We start from the raw sequence: 16,837 nt of genomic DNA on the forward strand, positions 1-16,837 counted from the left end.
GGATATTCGTTATATGCGCACCACCTATCTGCTTCCATTAGCCAGCCTCTTATTCGGTATACCCTGGATCATATTCGGGATCCAGCATTTCCTGTATGCAGATTTTGTCAGGGGTCTGGTGCCGGCCTATATGCCGGCACGCATCTTTTGGGTCTATCTCACGTGCGTAGCCATGATCGCTGCAGGCATCAGCTTTATCCTCCGCCGGCAGGTGCGGTTGGCCGCTTTCCTCCTGGGCTGTATGCTGCTGCTCTTCATTTTGATGGTACATCCACTGCTGTTGTCCGGTGAGCCGCAAGGGGGAATACACTGGACGCGGGCTTTGCAGGACACAGCCATTATGGCGGCTGCATTTGGACTGTGCCTCGTTTATAGTCCTCATCCCTCATCACCGAAGGCATCCATCATTGTAAAATACTGCTATGCGCTGCCGCTGATGGTGCTGGGCGCACAGCACTTTACGCACAATGCTTTTGTAACGGCTAAGATCCCCGCCTGGTTCCCATTAATAGATGTTTTCGATTATTTGATAGGGATCGCATTGATCGCCGCTGCTTTGGGCATCCTCTTCACGCGAAACGCACACCGGACGGCCGTCAGACTGGGTGTGCTCCTCATGATCCTGTTGATTCTCCATCATATACCTTTACTGGCGGCCAATATCCATAATGCCATAGAATGGACAGGGGCCATGCTCGACCTGGCATTGGCGGCAGGGGCATTCATCGTGGCGCAGACCGCTGATTTGTAACTCCTTCTTCCATTTGCGGCCAGTATTTCTTATACGCCCAGGCAAAGATCAGGGGAAAGACCAGCAGGGAGAAAAGCATGGCGCATACAATGCCGCCAATGACCACCCGTGCCAGCGGCCGGGAACTCTCCGAACCTATACCAGTGGAGAGGGCCGCAGGGAAGAGGCCAATGGCTGCCATCAGGGCGGTCATCATCACCGGCCGGATCCTGGAATTCACACCGAGACGAATAGCCGTATACAGAGAGCTGCCCTGGCCTTTTAAAGCCTCAAGGTTTTGTTTAAAAACAGTGATCAGCAGTACGCCATCCTGGATACAGATACCGAAGAGGGCAATAAACCCGATGCCGGCCGAAATGCTGAAATGGGTGCCGGTTATCAGTAGGGCGAAGATGCCTCCCACAATGGCGAAAGGGACGTTGAGAAAGACCAGGGCAGCATCTTTTAGATTGCCAAACATGACAAATAACAGGATAAAGATCAGGACAAGGGCGATTGGTACTACTTGGGCAAGCCTGTTCTCCGCGCGGCGCTGATTTTCAAAATCTCCCTGCCACACCATGGAATAGCCTTTTCTGAGGCTTACATTTTTGTTCACCTTTTCCTGAGCCTCTGCAATGGTGCTGCCCATGTCCCTGCCCCGCACAGAGAATTTCAATGCTGCATACCGCTGGTTATCATCCCTGAAAATAAGACAGGGTGCCGTTTTTTTTGTTATAGTGGCTATCTCGCGGATAGGAACCTTTGAGCCATTTTGCGTGGGAACAAGTATGTCACCGATGTCCTTGGCGTTCTTCCGGAAAGCTTCAGGCAGACGGACGCGAATATCGAATTTTTTTATGCCCTCGTAGAGCTGTGTTGCCGCCTTGCCACCGATGGCCATTTCAATAACCGCATTGGCATCTGCCGTAGCCACTCCGTAAAGGGCCATTTTTGACTGATCCAGCTCGATGTCCAGTTCCGGCTGGCCAATATTCCTTATCACACCCAGATCTTCTATACCCTTGACATTTTTCAGGATGCCACCTACCTCCGTTACTTTATTCTCCATATAACCGAGCGAGTCTCCGAATACTTTTACACATATTGAACCTTTGACGCCGGATACGGCTTCCTCTACATTGTCCATGATAGGCTGGGAGAAATTGAGATCGACGCCCGGGATTACACGCAGCTTTTCCTGCATTTGTGCGATCAGACCTTCCTTGCTGATCTCGTGCTTCCAGTTTTCTTCCGGAAGGAGGATGACGTCGAATTCATTGTTATAGAACCCGGTGACATCCGTGCCATCATCGGGCCGACCTGTCTGCGACGCAATGCTTTTCACCTGGGGGAACTGCATAAGGATACCCCGGATCTGGTCCGCCACTTCGTTGGATTTTTCCAGGGAGATACTGTAAGGCAGCTGCGCCCGTATCCAGATGGACCCTTCGTCCAGCTCAGGCAGGAACTCACTGCCGAGGAAGTTAAAGCTGTAAAGGCCTGCCACGACGACCAGGCAGGAAATGACCAAGGCAATCCTCCGATGCCTGAACACATATTGGAAGGCGTTCAGCATGGCGGCCGTGAGAAAATGCACAAAAGGGTTTCGCTTTTCATGGACGTTCTTCCGGAGGAGCAGATTGATCAGCACAGGCACCAACGTCAAGGTAGTGATGAGGGCGCCCAGCAACGCGAAGCCCAGGGTATAGGCCAGGGGAGAGAACATCTTCCCTTCAACTTTCTGGAATGCAAAAATGGGAAGAAGCCCTGTAATGATAATTGCTTTGGCAAAGAAGATGGCTTTGCCCAGTTCCGTACCTTTGTTTTTGATAAGCCCCAGTTTGCTGAGCCGGTTGAATTTTGTCATCCCGGCTTCCAAAGCCTTGTGATGCAGGGCGACAAATAATCCTTCCACCATCACCACGGCCCCGTCAATGATAATGCCGAAGTCCACGGCGCCCAACGACAGCAGGTTAGCGGACATGCCCATAAGGTGCAGGCAGATAAAGGAAAAAAGCAACGCTATCGGTATAATGATGGATACGATCAGCGTGGTGCGCCAGTTGAACATGAACAGGGAGACTAGTAACGTTACCAGAAGAATGCCTTCCACCAGGTTGTGGAGCACAGTGTGCGTGGCATAGCCGATGAGATCTTCTCTATTGTAGTAAGGGACGATCTTAGTGTCGTAAGGCAGCACTCTTTTATTGATCCTGTCGATCCTTTCTTTGAGCGCACGGATCACTTCCCCCGCATTTTCTCCCTTTCGCATCAGGACAATGGCCTCTACAACATCTTTTTGCTCTTTTATAATCCTTTTGCGATTCTCCAACTGTGCATCAGACCGGCCTACCTGCCCCAATCTTGGCTGGTTGGAGATCTCTACTTCGGCAACATCTTTCACGAGTATAGGTATGCCATTGAGGTTTTGGACGATGATATTCTTTATTTCATTGATGTCGTTGAGCAGGCCGATGCCCCTGACTACATATGCCTGAGAATTGTCGACGACCACGTCGCCCCCGATGTTGATATTGCTCCGGTTGACGGCATTATAGACGTCCAGCGCGGAGATGCCCAGGTCGGCCAGCTTCAGTGGGTTCGCCTTTATTTCATAGGCCTTCACCTTTCCTCCGAAACTTACGATGTCGGCCACCCCTGGTACAGAACGTAGTTCCCTGTCCACTGTCCAATCCTGCATAGTCTTCAGTTCCCGGGGATCACGAATGTCGCTCTCCAGCGTATACCGGAATATTTCACCGGTGGGACCCGTTGGAGGCTGCACCTGCGGGCTGATATTTTCCGGCAGTGTAAGGTTCACCAGCATATTATTCACCTGCGTTCGGGCATAGTTATCCGGCACACCATCTTCGAAGATCAATTTCACCATTGAAAGACCGAATATGCTGGTAGATCGAAGGCTGGTCTTCTTTTGCACCGGGTTGAGCGCTATTTCAATGGGAATGGTTACGAATTTCTCGACCTCTTCGGCGCTCCTTCCCGGCCATTGCGTGATGAGGGTTATCTCGGTATTGGTCACGTCCGGAAAAGCTTCGATGGACATGTTCTGGAAAATGATGACCCCCGCTATCACCATCAGCAGTGTTGCGAAGAAGATAAAATACTTATTCTTTAGCGAAAAGGCCAGTATCCGCTTGAGGAGCTTATTCATAGTAGCATTTTTTGTAACAGGCAGCAGACTGCGCATAGATGGTACGCAGGCTGCCACAGCATCAATGAGAAAATTGAAAAAATAAAAAGGTCATAACCACCAGGAGCATTCCGGCGGAGGCGAGAGTATCTCAATGCATGCGGAAAGGAAAGAGGAGGCCAGCTTTTTCTGATGGACGGAGGAGGCACACAGACAGGAAGGGGGCAGAACGGGAAAGCCATGCCGCATATCTGTATGCCATGCGAAATTTTTATTAAGCCCCTTAAGATTTATAGTGTGAGCGTAAGTAAATGCGTCCTGGTTCCCTTTTTTCCATTCAACTACCCATTCCACGATCGTTTCAGTGGGATCGCAAACGAGCCGAAGGTTCGTTGCCATATTGTAGTCAATGTAAGGTTCACTGCAAAGGCCAAGATTAAGCAGTTGCAATAAGAGGATACCGATCAGTAATTGCCGTGCTATGAATAAACGCTTTTTCATTCCGGGAAGTGCAAAAATATTCCTTGCATATCGCACGGGATGTTAATGCGGATTTAACAGGTTGTTAAAGGAGGCGGCTAACTTATCTCGGCTTGTACTTCGCCTCTTCAAAGATCCGGCGAACAGGCGTCCGCATCAATGCTTCCGGGGTGATATCACCGTGCACCTGCAGGTATTTCTTCACGATCTGCCAGCCTACCCAGGCGCCGATATTACCAGGTGAAGTGTCCGGCATTCCCAGAGTCTTAGGACCATCGCCTACGTAATTTTTGATGATGTCGGGGTCCAGCGTGTACAGGTCCGTATTTTGCAGGAAAAAATTCCAGATGTCGGATTCATGGGAGTTACACCAGTTCAGCTGTGACTGGGTAAAACCTGTGCGAATACTGTCCGCGATGGCAGGTTGTAACTCTCCGGCCAGCCACCAATACTTTCCTTTGATGATCATTTGGTCCAGCAGAGGACGACCTTCGCTGCTGTCGGGAAAGATGTCCTGCGCAAGGGCTGTAAGACAATTGGGAATGATATATTCTGGCTCAAATCGCCGGGTGATATAGGTGGGGTAATGGTCCTGTCCGGCATAGAAGGACGCATCTTTTCCTGCATAGGATTGGAGACCGATAGCCAGCGTATACTGGGTGATGGCCACACCAGGGCCGTCAAAAGGACCAATAAAAGATACGACCCTGGGAGGCAGATTATAACGGGGGAAATAATACTTTATGTAACGGAAGGATTCGGTCAGCTGCCGCTCCAGCCAGTCCAACCGGGCATATTTCTTTTCCAGCGAATCCTTTACGGGCAGATAGCTGACCAGGAACTGCCGGCTGGCCACAAATGCCACCCTACTGGTGTCGGACAGGGGGCCGGCACCTAATATATTACCTACAAAATCTCCTGTGAAATAAGGATACTCCTGGTCCAGGCGATGAAGGCCAGGGACAATATTATTGGAGTCCAGGGAAAACCAGGCGGTGTCATAGCGGATGATCCGGACTTCCTTGACCTTTACGCCCGAGACATCGGGTCCCTTGTCGCCATGACCGCAGGAAGCCAGTAAGAAGCTGAGGATAAAGGCCAGGGCAACCAGGGCCAGGTTGAGGCTTCGGGGGAAAGGACGGTGTTCAGGAACAGGCACTTGTGAAGCTTGAGTGGTAGTAAGCGAATGGTTCTTCATACTGCGAAATAACGTGAATGCAGTGAGATTAGTGTAAATTTGTACCATGAAGATCGCAATGGCCCAACAAAATTATCACGTCGGTAATTTTGAAGAAAATACCCGCAAGATCATAGACGCCATCCGGCAGGCCAAACAGTCGGGTGCAGACCTGGTTGTGTTTACCGAGCTGTCCGTCTGTGGCTACCCGCCCCGGGATTTCCTGGAATTCGAGGATTTCATCGCGCAATGCTATGCTTCCGTGGACCGTATCCGGGAGGAGGCCGACACCATCGGCGTCATCGTTGGATCCCCGGCACGCAATACGGACCCGCTAGGGAAAGACCTTTTCAATGCCGCCTGGTTCCTTTTTGAGAAGGAAGTTAAAGGCATAGCCCATAAGACCTGTTTACCCACTTACGATGTGTTTGATGAATACCGCTATTTCGAGCCGGGATATGAGTGGAAAGTGATCCCTTTCAAAGGGAAGAAAATAGCCCTCACCATTTGTGAGGACATCTGGAACCTGGGTGATAATCCTTTGTATAGGGTCTGTCCAATGGATCAGCTGATAGGACAGGAGCCGGACCTGATGATCAATATCTCCGCCAGTCCTTTCGATTATGATCATGATGAGGATCGCAAAGAAGTAGTGCGGCAGAATGTACTGAAATACAAGATACCCATGTACTATTGTAATGCCGTAGGCTCTCAGACGGAGATCGTTTTCGACGGAGGTAGCCTGGTATATGATGCAAAGGGAAGATTGGTAAAGGAATTGAAATACTTTGAAGAGGACCTGGCAGTGATAGATTTGCCCGCTCCCGTACCCCCGCTGTTTGAAGAGCTGCTCCCCGGCTTCTCTATCCCCATTCATTCGGAAGAGGCGGGAGATGATGACCTGACTGCACCCACTGGAAAACCCTCTGTACCAGGAGTGGCAACGACCACTACGGATGCGCCGGCAGGCAGCGCTGCCGGGGAGTCCACCTTGTTCGATAAAGAAATGCGCGTATCCAGGCTGAAAGATCCCAACAAGGTCATCGAATACCTGGTAGATCAGGAAAATATCAGGGAGATCCACCAGGCCCTCATACTGGGAATCCGGGACTATTTTTCCAAGATGGGCTTTGCCAAAGCCATCCTTGGGAGCAGCGGCGGCATTGACAGCGCCGTCACCCTGGCCCTGGCCTGCGAGGCACTGGGGAAGGACAACGTGCGGGCCATTCTATTGCCTTCTCCTTACTCCACCTCCCATTCTGTCAGCGACGCGGAACAGTTATCCCGCAAACTGGGCAACCCCTATGACATTATTCCGATCAGGGAAGTGTACGAGTCATTGTTGCATACGCTGGAGCCGGTGTTTAAAGGCACAGCCTTCGGCCTCGCAGAGGAAAATTTACAAAGCCGGACCAGGGGCAACATCCTCATGGCCATCGCCAATAAATTCGGTTATATACTTCTGAATACTTCGAATAAGAGCGAGCTCTCTACAGGCTATGGAACGCTCTATGGCGACATGGCCGGCGGCCTCAGCGTGCTGGGTGACGTATACAAGCTGCAGGTATATGCGTTGGCCAGGTATATCAATCGCAACGGAGAGATCATCCCCGCCAATATCCTGGAGAAAGCGCCTTCCGCCGAACTACGGCCCGATCAAAAGGACAGCGATAGTCTCCCCGAATACGATGTGCTCGACAAAGTGTTGTATCAGTATATCGAGCGGCGGAAAGGTCCCAAAGAGATCATTGCCATGGGTATCGATGAAGCCCTGGTGAGAAGAGTGCTGCGGCTGGTGAACACCAATGAATATAAACGCAATCAATTCTGCCCCATCATTCGCGTGAGCAGCAAAGCCTTTGGCGTAGGCCGCCGTATGCCCATCGTGGGGAAATATCTCTCCTAATGTTTTAAAGAGAGCACATACCAGAATTTGATGCCTTGGAAGCTGGTGTCTTTATACACTGTTAGCTTCGTGTCAGTAAGCGTACGTACTTTCAATCCTTGTGCCAATATGGGGTTGACATCGGATTTCAATACTGGGGGATTGCTGTTGGTAAGGCTCCATGAATAAGTGGCAGTTTGGGGATCTGCACTGTTGCATTTCGTAGCGCCTTCATCCATCACCACCGTACTATCCTTGTTGAAAAGGTAAGTATTGTCCTTGAAACAGGCTTCCAGGCTAGGGTCTTCCTGGTCAATATTTCCATCATTATTCATGTCTATTCCGGCCGTGTCAAATTTCCAGACACTCTTGGTCAGCAAGGTTACATTGGCACTATTGCTGTCGGAATTACTTTTGCTGCAGGATGCCCAGTTAATTGCAAGGGTCAATAGCAGCAGGCAAGAGGCGGTCCATAGGAGTTTTTGCATAAAATTGGACTTATAATACATTGGTTATTAAAAACATATAAAATGCCGGAATTATTGTGTACATCCAGGGCAAAATAGGCAATTTTCGGGCCGTTTTTTAAGCTGCAAGCTGTTAGCCTCAAGCTACAAGCCAGGACTTAATTAAGCACTTGCAGCTTGTAGCTTGCAGCTGCGCTCAGTGCCTGAGAACGATGGTATACCGCGAGCTGACTCCTCCCAGCTTGTGATCGGCGTAGATGACCAGATGATCATTATTGAGCGTCTGGACCCGATAGTACTGATCCTGAAAATAAAGAAGGCTGTCTTTGTTTTGGAACGACCAGAGAAAAGGAAGACTGTCCGGCCCTGGGTGATGCCGGGTCTTCGCCTTGCCATCCTTCATGGCGCCTGTGCCGTCCTTTCGGAAAACGATGGAGTAGTCTTTTTCGAAACCTATGATACGGGGATCAAGCGCATTAAAGCTGACCCCATCTTCATCGTCTGAATCAAAGGCGGCTTTTTCATATTTCCAGGGAGAGTGGGTTAGGAGTTCCATATCATGGCCGGAAGCGCCAGTGCAGCTACTCAGCGCAACGCTGGCTGAAAAAATTAATATGGTCCATTTCAACAACATGCTGCACGAATCTTTAGAAGGCCAGATAACCCCAAGGTTTAAACTGCCTGATTGGAAAGTTATTGCCCTATCCTGTTAAAAACCGATTAAAAGGGTGGTTTACCACCAGTGGTAAAGACGGAATTTTGGTCCCAATGGTTGCTATTGCCTATTTATTATCTATCCGGGAAAATTTCCCACATGGAAGTAATGGAAAAAGGCTGCGGGGAAAGCCTGGCAAAAGTGACTGTAGTCAGGACGGGGACTCCCTGGTCCTTTTCCGCGGTAGTGAGTACCTGCGTAGACCCGCTGAAACTCTTGATGGTGGCCTTATCGGCATAGTCGGTGCCAGGGCTTTGGATAAGCAAATTGCCCTTGACGGTAAATTTGGCGGAGTAGTCGCCTCCGGAGGCGCATTGGATCCCTGCATCGACAAATACAATGGTTGAATCTTCCTGCAGCTTCATGAGATCGTCTTTTTCGCAGGCATCCATTTGCGCCACATTATCAACGGTGATGCCGCTGGAGGTGGACGTTGAGGCGGTGAGTTTGTACGTTCCGGCCAATTGCTTGACGGTATAGGACTGTGCATCGTTCTTTTTACTGCAAACATTGATGATTTGGACAACAGCGCCGGAAATAACAAAGAATAGTACGGTTTTTTTCATAAAGAATTGGGTTTGTTTAACAATTAGGAGCCCTCCATTACCCATTTCCGGGCTCGCATTATTGTTATGGAAACCTTGTTTTTAGGAGACTATTTGCCTTAAGCGGTCAAAAAATTAAAATATTGATTATCTGGCAAGCTACTTGCCCTGTGAAAGCGCTTTCTATCCGGTGATTAAGAACGCAATTTGTACGGATAGAATCGTTATTTTGCAACCTTAATATTAGTAATATGCTCTATACCGCAGAGGATATCAGACAATTAAATAATAAGATCCAATACCAGGCGGCTTTTATCGACAGGTTAAGGGACGAGGTAGGTCGCGTCATTGTAGGACAGCACCATATGCTCGACAGGTTGCTAATCGGCCTGCTCAGCAATGGCCACGTCCTGCTGGAAGGCGTTCCCGGCCTCGCGAAGACCCTGGCTATCAAATCCCTTTCCCAGGCTATTCATGCCCGTTTCAGCCGGATCCAGTTTACACCCGACCTCCTGCCGGCCGACGTCATCGGGACCATGATCTACAATCAGCAAAAGCACGAATTCGTCGTCCGTAGGGGCCCCATCTTCGCCAACTTTGTGCTGGCCGATGAGATCAACCGCGCCCCGGCAAAGGTCCAGAGCGCCCTGCTGGAAGCCATGCAGGAGCGGCAGGTCACCATCGGGGACACCAGCTACAAATTGGAGGAACCCTTCCTGGTGCTGGCTACACAGAATCCTCTGGAACAGGAGGGCACCTACCCGCTTCCGGAAGCCCAGCAGGACCGGTTTATCATGAAGGTCATCGTGGACTATCCAACCAAGCAGGAAGAGCAGATGATCATCCGTCAAAACGTGCAGGGAGGGCAGGCACCGAAAGTGGAACAGGTAGTTTCCATGCAGGAGATCACCGAGGCGAAAGATCTCGCCCGGCAGGTGTATATGGACGAAAAAGTGGAACATTATATTTTGGATATCGTGTTTGCCACAAGAACTCCCGAAAAGTATAAGTTGGAAAAGCTGAAACCCCTGATCGCCTACGGCGGCAGTCCCCGCGCCAGCATCAATCTGGCCCTGGCTGCCAAAGCCAATGCTTTCCTGAATAAGAGGGGCTATGTGATCCCGGAAGATGTCCGTACCATCTCCAAGGATGTGCTGCGTCATCGGATCGGGCTGACCTATGAGGCCGAAGCCGAAAGCGTGAATGTGGAGCAGGTGATCGATGACGTGTTAAAAGCGATCCCCATCCCATAGCGAGCACAATAATTATCATATGCTGACAACTGCAGAAATAATAAAGAAGGTCCGGGAGTTGGAGATAAAGAGCAAGAAGCTCACCCGGCACCTCTTCACGGGAGAGTATCACAGCGCCTTTAAAGGGCGTGGCATGAGCTTTCGCGAAGTGCGGGAATATGCTGCGGGCGATGATATCCGATTCATCGACTGGAATGTTTCGGCACGGTTTAACCATCCTTTCAGCAAGTTGTTCGAAGAGGAACGTGAGCTGACGGTGATGCTGCTGGTGGATGTAAGTGCCAGCTCCCTTTTCGGCACGGTGCATGCCCGTAAAAAGGATATTATTACCGAGGTCTGCGCCGTATTGGCCTTCTCCGCCATCAATAACAACGACAAAGTGGGCGTCATCCTGTTCAGCGATAGGGTAGAAGGATATATCCCGCCTAAAAAAGGCAGGGAACATGTACTGTACATCGTACGGCAGCTGCTTTCCATAGAACCCCGGCAGAAAGGGACCAACCTGCGGGAGGCCATTCGCTTCCTCAATCGCAGCGCCCGCCAGAAAAGTATCGTCTTCTTCCTCAGTGATTTCATAGAGGAGAGCGTTCGCGAAAAGACGACTGCCGCTGATCCTGCCATTCGTGAAGAAAGATTCGAGGACGCCTTGAAAGTGGCAGGCAAAAAGCATGATGTCATAGGCATTAAAGTGTATGACAAAATGGACATGGAATTGCCGGCCATCGGTCTCATCGAGGCGGAAGACGCGGAGACGGGTGGCCGATACTGGGTGGATACGGACGATTACCTGGTGCGGACGAACTATCAGCAACATTTCTTCAATCAGACGGAGCAGTGCAAAAGTTTTTTCCAGAAGGCCGGTTGCGACCTCCTGCACTTGCGTACGGACGAAGATTACGTCAAAATATTACAACGCTTTTTTGTCGGACGCAACAGGCCGGCTTAGTACATGAAAAGATTAATAGTATATATAGCCTGCCCCTTTGCGTTATTGCTGTTGTCCCGGACACTTTCCGCACAGCCGGCTCCTCTTGTCAAGGTAAAGGTCTCCGTCGACTCTCAAAAAATTGTCATCGGACAACCCTTGCAGCTGATGGTGGAGGCCTTCGTTCAAGGCAACGCTCCGCTGACCTGGCCCGCCATCGACAGCTTACCTCATTTTGAGTGGCTGGAAAAAGGGCAGCTGGATTCTGTCGTGAAGCCCGACGAGCGATATTACCGCCAAAGGTTCGTCATCACCAGCTTTGACTCCGGGGCCTGGGCCATTCCCCGCCTCCCCTTTACTTCGGGACATAAGAAGTATTTCTCCGACTCGATACGAATCGCAGTCAACTATTCCAGGTTTGATCCCAGCAAAGACTTTCACGACATCAAGGATATCATCGATATTCCCAATCCCTATGCAAAATGGATCCCCTGGGGAGTGGCAGCTGTCACCCTGATCGCTTTGGCGCTGGTGGTCTGGCTGGTGCTGAAAAAGAAATTAATACAGCGGGCGGCAGCGGCAGCATCCGCGCCTCGCCTCTCTCCCTATGAGGACGCCATCCGTCAGCTGGAAGAGCTGCATAAGCAGGGCGCAGGTGGAGATGGGCAAATAAAGATCTACTACACCCGGCTGAACGATATCCTGCGACTGTTCATACTCCGCAAGCTGGGAATTGCAAGCCTGGCGGAAACCAATGAGGAGCTGATCGGGCAGATACGAAGGCTGCCCCTAACCCGTAAGCAATTTGATGAATTGGCGGAAACGTTGCGAATGGCCGATTTCGTGAAGTTTGCCAAATATCAACCGGCAACGGCCGACAACGAACATAATTACCAGGTCATCCGCCAGTCAGTGGAGCACCTGAATGCGATAGGCCAGGAAGAAGAAAAGGACGAGATAGAAAAAAAACAAAATAAACCAACGACCTAGTGCTGTACGATTGGTACGAAAATATTCACTTCAGCCAGCCGGCGTTCTTCGGGCTCTTTGCCCTTGTGCCGGTGTTGATCTATTGGGAGCTGCGTAAGAGCGGCCAGGCACAGGGCACTGTGCTGGTGTCATCTACACGTCCTTTCGCCGGACAGCGTTCCTGGAAGAACCTGCTGCGACCCGTACCCTTTATCTTTCGGATACTGGCCTTTTGCTGCCTGATCATCGCCCTGGCGCGCCCCCAGACCCGTAATGATGAACAAATGGTCACCGGAGAAGGCATCGACATCGTGCTTTGCCTTGACATCAGCGGTAGCATGCTGGCCCAGGATTTTACCCCCAATCGAATGGAAGCTGCCAAGAACGTGGCCGGCGACTTCATTGATCACAGGCCCACTGATCGCATTGGCCTTGTCATCTTTTCCGGAGAAAGCTTTACCATGTGTCCATTGACCACGGACCGCGCTGTCCTGAAGACACAGCTGGCCAGTGTGCAGAGCGGCCTGCTGGAAGATGGTACGGCCATCGGCTCGGGCCTCGCCACAGGAGTAGACCGCCTTCGCAATTCGCCCTCAAAAAGTAAAGTGATCATCCTGCTGACAGACGGAGAGAACAACGGCGGGCTTATCGACCCCAATACAGCCAAAGAGATCGCGAAATCCATCGGCGTACGTGTATACACGGTGGGTATGGGCACCGAAGGCTTTGCCCCCGTGCCGATCCAGACTCCCCAGGGCGTCCGTATGTCAAGGGAAAAGGTCAACATCGACGAGAAGTTGCTGACACAGATCGCAAAAGAAACGGGCGGACAATATTACCGGGCCAAGGATAACGAAAGTCTGAAAAGTATCTATGCAGAGATCGATCGGCTGGAGAAGTCCAGGATCGAGGTGACAGCCCTTCGTCGCTACACAGAACAGTTCTTTCCTTTCGCACTGGCCGCCGCAGTCTTGCTCATGCTTGAGCTTTTGCTGCGCTGGACGATCTTAAAAAAGTTCCCATGACGGCGACTGTGTATAGGTCAACAGGCAGCTGGTACGTGGTGAAAACCCCGGAAGGTGAAGTGTGGAATGCCCGGTTGAAAGGTGTCATGAAACTGGATGGGATCACTTCCACCAATCCTATTGCCGTAGGGGACATCGTGGAGATGGAAGAGGAAGACGCACTGGAGAACACGGCTATTATCACGAAAATACACGATCGCAGAAATTATATCAACCGGCAATCGCCTTCCCACCGTATGCAGCATCATATTGTGGCTGCCAATCTCGACCAGTCGCTGTTGCTGGTAACGCTGAAAGAGCCCCGCACTTCCCAAGGGTTCATCGACAGATGGCTGGTGACTTGCGAAGCTTATCATATTCCCGCCATCCTCATCTTCAACAAGGCGGACCTTTATAAAAAGAAAGAGACGGAAAAGTTCGATGCCTGGAAAGAGATGTATGAGGACGTCGGTTATCGGGTCATCCGTATGAGCGTACAGACGGGAGAAGGCGTGCAGGAGGTGAAAGATTGCCTGCAGGGTAAGATCAGCCTGCTCAGCGGACATTCCGGTGTGGGGAAATCATCTTTCTTGAATGTCATCCTTCCGGACCTGCGGCTAAAGACGCAGGATGTCAGCGGGTGGAGCGGAAAGGGTATCCATACAACGACCTTTGCAGAGATGTTCGACCTTCCTTCAGGGAAGGTCATCGATACTCCTGGTATGAAAGAATTTGGACTGGTGGACATCAGCCGGGCGGAGCTGTCAGGTTACTTCCCCGAAATGCGGGCGCTGGCCGGGCAGTGTCAGTTCAACGACTGCCTGCACGCCGAAGAGCCAGGCTGTGTCGTGAAGGAGGCGGTACGAGAAGGGGACATCACTGAAGACCGCTATGTCAGCTATCGCACTATTCTCGATTCCATCGACGACAAAAATTACTGAACCTCCTATCCCGATACCGCACCGGCCGTCGAGCTTTCGTGTTTTTCAGGATCGACTCCTCCTTCCTCCCTGATCTCTTCCTTCAGCGGCTCAGGCTCTTTTTCATCCCTTTCATCACCCAGCAGCATACCCCAGGCCTTCAGCGGTTCGATACGGTCGAATACTATTTTCGCCATGGCGATCACCGGTATGGCAAGGAACGTGCCGGTGATCCCCCAAACATTCTCACCGACGATAACACCCAGGACAGTGATAAGGGCATTGATCCTCACTTTGGAGCCTACGATCACAGGCAGCAGGACATTCGCATCGATCAGGTGGATACCGAATACGACGCCGGCGACAATGAGCACCTTAGCCGCGCCCGCTGTGGCAAAAGTGACCAGGGCGCTGAGGATCATGGCAGTTATGATCCCGATGTAAGGGATGATGTTAAATAGTCCGGTGATCAGCCCGAGTAGGATGGCGTATTTCACCCCAAGTATCCATAAGGCCAGACAGGTAGCGCCTGCTACGATGATCATTTCCAGCACCAACCCCAGGATATATTGACGGATGCGGGACTGTATGTGTGCGATGATATCATACACCGTCACGGAATTCTCTTCCTTGAAAACCGAGACGAGAAAGCGCACGATAAGACGGCGGTAGTACAAAAGAAAAAAGGTGTCGAACATGATAAAGACCATGAAAAGCACGAAGGACGAGAGAGAAAGGACCGCATCGCCCAATACGGAAGAGCCCGTGGCCAGCAGCTTGGAAGTGGCATTGTCAAGGTAAGTATTCTGCTGCTTGATACGGATATGGAATTTTAGAGAGATCCAACGCTGGAGATCGCCGAGAGATGTCAGCACCTGTTGCTTGAACAAAGGCCAATCGTCCGCCAACGTGCTGATCTGGGCGCCGACCAGGAAAAGTATAAAGGCAAGCGTGCACACTAGCAGCAGGACAGAGACGATGGAAGCCAGGCTGCGGGGCAAACGCAGCTTTTTCTCCAGGAGGTTTGCCAGGGGCAGCAGCAGGACGGCGAAAAGCAGCCCGAATACCAGCGGCGCAAGAATGGACTTGCCCAGGATGGCGATGTAGAAAAGAGCGATCAGGCTGACCAGTACCATAGCCAGCTTGGTATAGAAAGGCGCAGAGGGTTTTGTGTAGGCCATGATGCAATATAAGAAAAAATGGCGGCCGCCCTCGTGGGCGGCCGCTTTTGCCGAAAGGCGAACAATCGTCAGCTTCAGAGCCCCGGATCATCCATGGACGATAGACCGGTTAAGACATATATCTTTTAGCAGTGTTGATCAGGAGTTTGCTTTCAAGGAATTTGGCCACTTCTACCACGGCGTCGTTATCCTTGCGGGGCGCCTCCCGGAACTTTCGTGGATAGATAGAAATGCCCGTGTAAATATTATAGTGAAGGGTCAGGATATGTCCCTTGTAAAGGAAGTCCCACATAAGACTGTCGAATTCATCAGTTTTTTGGGTGAATTTAATATCCAGGTCGTCGGAGAGGATATTAGCTACTTCGTAAAAACGTTTCAGACCGCAGTCGTCGTCTATGACGGCTTCTGTGCAACCGAAATCGGTGCGGAGAGTCAAGGGGCTCATAGCGTAGGGATTTAAATGTTTATAATAGAGTACAGATACTTACTATGCTTTGAATTTAGACGCCTTCGGGACTTTCTCTCCACTCAGGATCCGCTCCGCACCCACATTTTTCCCGTTGCTTGGACAGCCGCTTTTTGGTCCGAAAAGATTGTGTACCAGTCCGCAGGAACTACCGAAGAAGAGCAATGCCGACAAGAGGATCAGAAGGGGAAAATTAGTTCTCTCCGGACTCCTGCTATATATGGATCTTGTGTCGTATATCGTCGGTTCTGTGTTCATGGGATCGGATTGGGTCTTTTCTTATTTATAAACGATTTAAACCTACAAATATTATTTTGAAAATGCAAGGGTAATCACTTGTAGCGATTGGAAACTAGTGGTTTCTGGTTAGTTCTAAGGGTATTTTGTCTTTTGCCGCAGATACTAATCAATTACTGAGCAGGCGGCGCCGCATTGGAGTCCTTGAACCAGCTGGCATAAAGCGTATAATGTTCTGCAATGCGGTCGATCTGGCCCTTGATCAGGTCTACAGGTATGTCCTTGATCTTTCTGGCGGGAATACCTCCATAGATCGTACCGCTTTCGATCTTGGTGCCTTCCAGGACAACGGCGCCCGCTGCAATGATCGTGTTGCTGCCGATCTCGGCATTGTCCATGATGATAGCGCCCATCCCTACAAGGACTTTATCGCATAGTTTACAGCCGTGTACAATGGCATTGTGACCGATTGAAACATTGTCTCCGATCACCGTTTTTGTTTTTTGATACGTGGCATGGATGATCACGCCATCCTGGATATTAACTTTATTGCCGATGCGGATGCTATTGACATCGCCGCGAACGACCGCATTGAACCAGATGCTGGTGTCATCACCGATCTCCACATCTCCCACAACCGTGGCATTGGGGGCAACGAAGCAGTTCTTTCCAAATTTTGGGAATTTGCCTTCGACGGGAAGAATGGTAGCCATGGCAATGCTTTTTGTT

17 protein-coding genes are annotated in these 16,837 nt (G+C 50.7%); 7 read left to right on the forward strand and 10 right to left on the reverse strand.

From position 1 onward, the window contains the following. Positions 1 to 13 precede the first annotated feature (13 nt). The gene (locus Q4E93_RS24835) at positions 14 to 751 is read left to right on the forward strand and encodes a DoxX family protein (protein WP_303589940.1); all 738 of its coding nucleotides are present in this window, start codon (positions 14 to 16) and stop codon (positions 749 to 751) included. Here the strand turns inward: Q4E93_RS24835 and Q4E93_RS24840 are convergent. From Q4E93_RS24840 to Q4E93_RS24850, 3 genes are all read right to left on the reverse strand, one after another. Continuing rightward, positions 723 to 3,905, reverse strand: a complete 3,183-nt coding sequence (locus Q4E93_RS24840; RefSeq protein WP_303589942.1) for an efflux RND transporter permease subunit — start codon at positions 3,903 to 3,905, stop codon at positions 723 to 725. The two genes, Q4E93_RS24835 and Q4E93_RS24840, sit on opposite strands and share 29 nt — an antisense overlap. Before the next feature lie 90 nt (positions 3,906 to 3,995). Continuing rightward, a complete protein-coding gene (locus tag Q4E93_RS24845) occupies positions 3,996 to 4,283 on the reverse strand; it encodes a hypothetical protein (protein ID WP_303589944.1) in 288 nt (95 codons plus the stop codon). Between the two features lie 184 nt (positions 4,284 to 4,467). Continuing rightward, positions 4,468 to 5,562 carry a gliding motility protein GldB-related protein gene (locus Q4E93_RS24850; RefSeq protein ID WP_303589946.1) on the reverse strand — a complete coding sequence of 365 codons (1,095 nt, stop codon included), beginning with the start codon at positions 5,560 to 5,562 and terminating at the stop codon, positions 4,468 to 4,470. 46 nt (positions 5,563 to 5,608) lie between these two features. Between Q4E93_RS24850 and Q4E93_RS24855 the strand changes: the two genes are divergently transcribed. Then, a complete protein-coding gene (locus Q4E93_RS24855; protein WP_303589947.1) occupies positions 5,609 to 7,447 on the forward strand; it encodes an NAD+ synthase in 1,839 nt (612 codons plus the stop codon). Here Q4E93_RS24855 and Q4E93_RS24860 read toward each other — a convergent pair. The 3 genes from Q4E93_RS24860 to Q4E93_RS24870 all read right to left on the reverse strand — a co-directional run bounded on the left by Q4E93_RS24860 (position 7,444) and on the right by Q4E93_RS24870 (position 9,174). After that, positions 7,444 to 7,914, reverse strand: a complete 471-nt coding sequence (locus tag Q4E93_RS24860) for a hypothetical protein (RefSeq protein WP_303589948.1) — start codon at positions 7,912 to 7,914, stop codon at positions 7,444 to 7,446. The genes Q4E93_RS24855 and Q4E93_RS24860 overlap by 4 nt on opposite strands. Positions 7,915 to 8,089: 175 nt before the next feature. Then, positions 8,090 to 8,449 carry a hypothetical protein gene (locus Q4E93_RS24865; protein WP_303589950.1) on the reverse strand — a complete coding sequence of 120 codons (360 nt, stop codon included), beginning with the start codon at positions 8,447 to 8,449 and terminating at the stop codon, positions 8,090 to 8,092. A gap of 233 nt (positions 8,450 to 8,682) precedes the next feature. Then, positions 8,683 to 9,174: a lipocalin-like domain-containing protein gene (locus Q4E93_RS24870; RefSeq protein WP_303589952.1), complete on the reverse strand. Its 492-nt coding sequence runs from the start codon at positions 9,172 to 9,174 to the stop codon at positions 8,683 to 8,685. A 230-nt stretch (positions 9,175 to 9,404) separates the two neighbouring features. Here Q4E93_RS24870 and Q4E93_RS24875 point away from each other — a divergent pair, with 230 nt between their 5' ends. Genes Q4E93_RS24875 through rsgA form a run of 5 tightly spaced genes read left to right on the forward strand, consistent with a single transcriptional unit; the run spans position 9,405 to position 14,245 of the window. Next, on the forward strand, positions 9,405 to 10,406 hold the full coding sequence (locus Q4E93_RS24875; protein WP_303589953.1) for an AAA family ATPase: 1,002 nt from the start codon (positions 9,405 to 9,407) through the stop codon (positions 10,404 to 10,406). 19 nt (positions 10,407 to 10,425) lie between these two features. Further along, positions 10,426 to 11,352: a DUF58 domain-containing protein gene (locus tag Q4E93_RS24880; RefSeq protein ID WP_303589954.1), complete on the forward strand. Its 927-nt coding sequence runs from the start codon at positions 10,426 to 10,428 to the stop codon at positions 11,350 to 11,352. Positions 11,353 to 11,355: 3 nt separating this feature from the next. Continuing rightward, positions 11,356 to 12,321: a hypothetical protein gene (locus tag Q4E93_RS24885; RefSeq protein WP_303589956.1), complete on the forward strand. Its 966-nt coding sequence runs from the start codon at positions 11,356 to 11,358 to the stop codon at positions 12,319 to 12,321. Then, positions 12,321 to 13,325, forward strand: coding sequence for a vWA domain-containing protein (locus Q4E93_RS24890; RefSeq protein WP_303589957.1), 1,005 nt, complete (start codon positions 12,321 to 12,323; stop codon positions 13,323 to 13,325). Before Q4E93_RS24885 ends, Q4E93_RS24890 begins: the two co-directional genes overlap by 1 nt. Next, positions 13,322 to 14,245, forward strand: a complete 924-nt coding sequence (rsgA, locus tag Q4E93_RS24895) for a ribosome small subunit-dependent GTPase A (RefSeq protein ID WP_303589958.1) — start codon at positions 13,322 to 13,324, stop codon at positions 14,243 to 14,245. Before Q4E93_RS24890 ends, rsgA begins: the two co-directional genes overlap by 4 nt. 5 nt (positions 14,246 to 14,250) lie before the next feature. Here the strand turns inward: rsgA and Q4E93_RS24900 are convergent, their stop codons facing one another. The 4 genes from Q4E93_RS24900 to Q4E93_RS24915 all read right to left on the reverse strand — a co-directional run bounded on the left by Q4E93_RS24900 (position 14,251) and on the right by Q4E93_RS24915 (position 16,821). After that, entirely contained in the window at positions 14,251 to 15,405 is a 1,155-nt protein-coding gene (locus Q4E93_RS24900) for an AI-2E family transporter (RefSeq protein WP_303589960.1), read from the reverse strand. Positions 15,406 to 15,514: 109 nt separating this feature from the next. Then, positions 15,515 to 15,850, reverse strand: a complete 336-nt coding sequence (locus Q4E93_RS24905) for a hypothetical protein (RefSeq protein ID WP_303589962.1) — start codon at positions 15,848 to 15,850, stop codon at positions 15,515 to 15,517. 42 nt (positions 15,851 to 15,892) lie between these two features. Beyond that, entirely contained in the window at positions 15,893 to 16,129 is a 237-nt protein-coding gene (locus Q4E93_RS24910; protein ID WP_303589964.1) for a hypothetical protein, read from the reverse strand. 152 nt (positions 16,130 to 16,281) lie between these two features. Next, positions 16,282 to 16,821 carry a gamma carbonic anhydrase family protein gene (locus Q4E93_RS24915; protein WP_303589966.1) on the reverse strand — a complete coding sequence of 180 codons (540 nt, stop codon included), beginning with the start codon at positions 16,819 to 16,821 and terminating at the stop codon, positions 16,282 to 16,284. Between the last annotated feature and the right edge of the window lie 16 nt (positions 16,822 to 16,837).

The organism is Flavitalea plasmicola (assembly GCF_030546645.1).
Lineage (GTDB): Bacteria > Bacteroidota > Bacteroidia > Chitinophagales > Chitinophagaceae > Puia.

Excerpts from the sequence above, each read along its gene's own strand:
- Q4E93_RS24865 (WP_303589950.1), bottom strand. The coding sequence starts at position 8,449 with ATGGAACTCCTAACCCACTCTCCCTGGAAATATGAAAAAGCCGCCTTT.
- Q4E93_RS24880 (WP_303589954.1), top strand. The coding sequence starts at position 10,426 with ATGCTGACAACTGCAGAAATAATAAAGAAGGTCCGGGAGTTGGAGATA.
- Q4E93_RS24835 (WP_303589940.1), top strand. The coding sequence starts at position 14 with ATGCGCACCACCTATCTGCTTCCATTAGCCAGCCTCTTATTCGGTATA.
- Q4E93_RS24900 (WP_303589960.1), bottom strand. The coding sequence starts at position 15,405 with ATGGCCTACACAAAACCCTCTGCGCCTTTCTATACCAAGCTGGCTATG.
- Q4E93_RS24915 (WP_303589966.1), bottom strand. The coding sequence starts at position 16,821 with ATGGCTACCATTCTTCCCGTCGAAGGCAAATTCCCAAAATTTGGAAAG.
- Q4E93_RS24910 (WP_303589964.1), bottom strand. The coding sequence starts at position 16,129 with ATGAACACAGAACCGACGATATACGACACAAGATCCATATATAGCAGG.
- Q4E93_RS24870 (WP_303589952.1), bottom strand. The coding sequence starts at position 9,174 with ATGAAAAAAACCGTACTATTCTTTGTTATTTCCGGCGCTGTTGTCCAA.
- Q4E93_RS24905 (WP_303589962.1), bottom strand. The coding sequence starts at position 15,850 with ATGAGCCCCTTGACTCTCCGCACCGATTTCGGTTGCACAGAAGCCGTC.
- Q4E93_RS24875 (WP_303589953.1), top strand. The coding sequence starts at position 9,405 with ATGCTCTATACCGCAGAGGATATCAGACAATTAAATAATAAGATCCAA.
- Q4E93_RS24885 (WP_303589956.1), top strand. The coding sequence starts at position 11,356 with ATGAAAAGATTAATAGTATATATAGCCTGCCCCTTTGCGTTATTGCTG.
- Q4E93_RS24855 (WP_303589947.1), top strand. The coding sequence starts at position 5,609 with ATGAAGATCGCAATGGCCCAACAAAATTATCACGTCGGTAATTTTGAA.
- Q4E93_RS24850 (WP_303589946.1), bottom strand. The coding sequence starts at position 5,562 with ATGAAGAACCATTCGCTTACTACCACTCAAGCTTCACAAGTGCCTGTT.
- rsgA (WP_303589958.1), top strand. The coding sequence starts at position 13,322 with ATGACGGCGACTGTGTATAGGTCAACAGGCAGCTGGTACGTGGTGAAA.
- Q4E93_RS24860 (WP_303589948.1), bottom strand. The coding sequence starts at position 7,914 with ATGCAAAAACTCCTATGGACCGCCTCTTGCCTGCTGCTATTGACCCTT.
- Q4E93_RS24845 (WP_303589944.1), bottom strand. The coding sequence starts at position 4,283 with ATGGCAACGAACCTTCGGCTCGTTTGCGATCCCACTGAAACGATCGTG.
- Q4E93_RS24840 (WP_303589942.1), bottom strand. The coding sequence starts at position 3,905 with ATGAATAAGCTCCTCAAGCGGATACTGGCCTTTTCGCTAAAGAATAAG.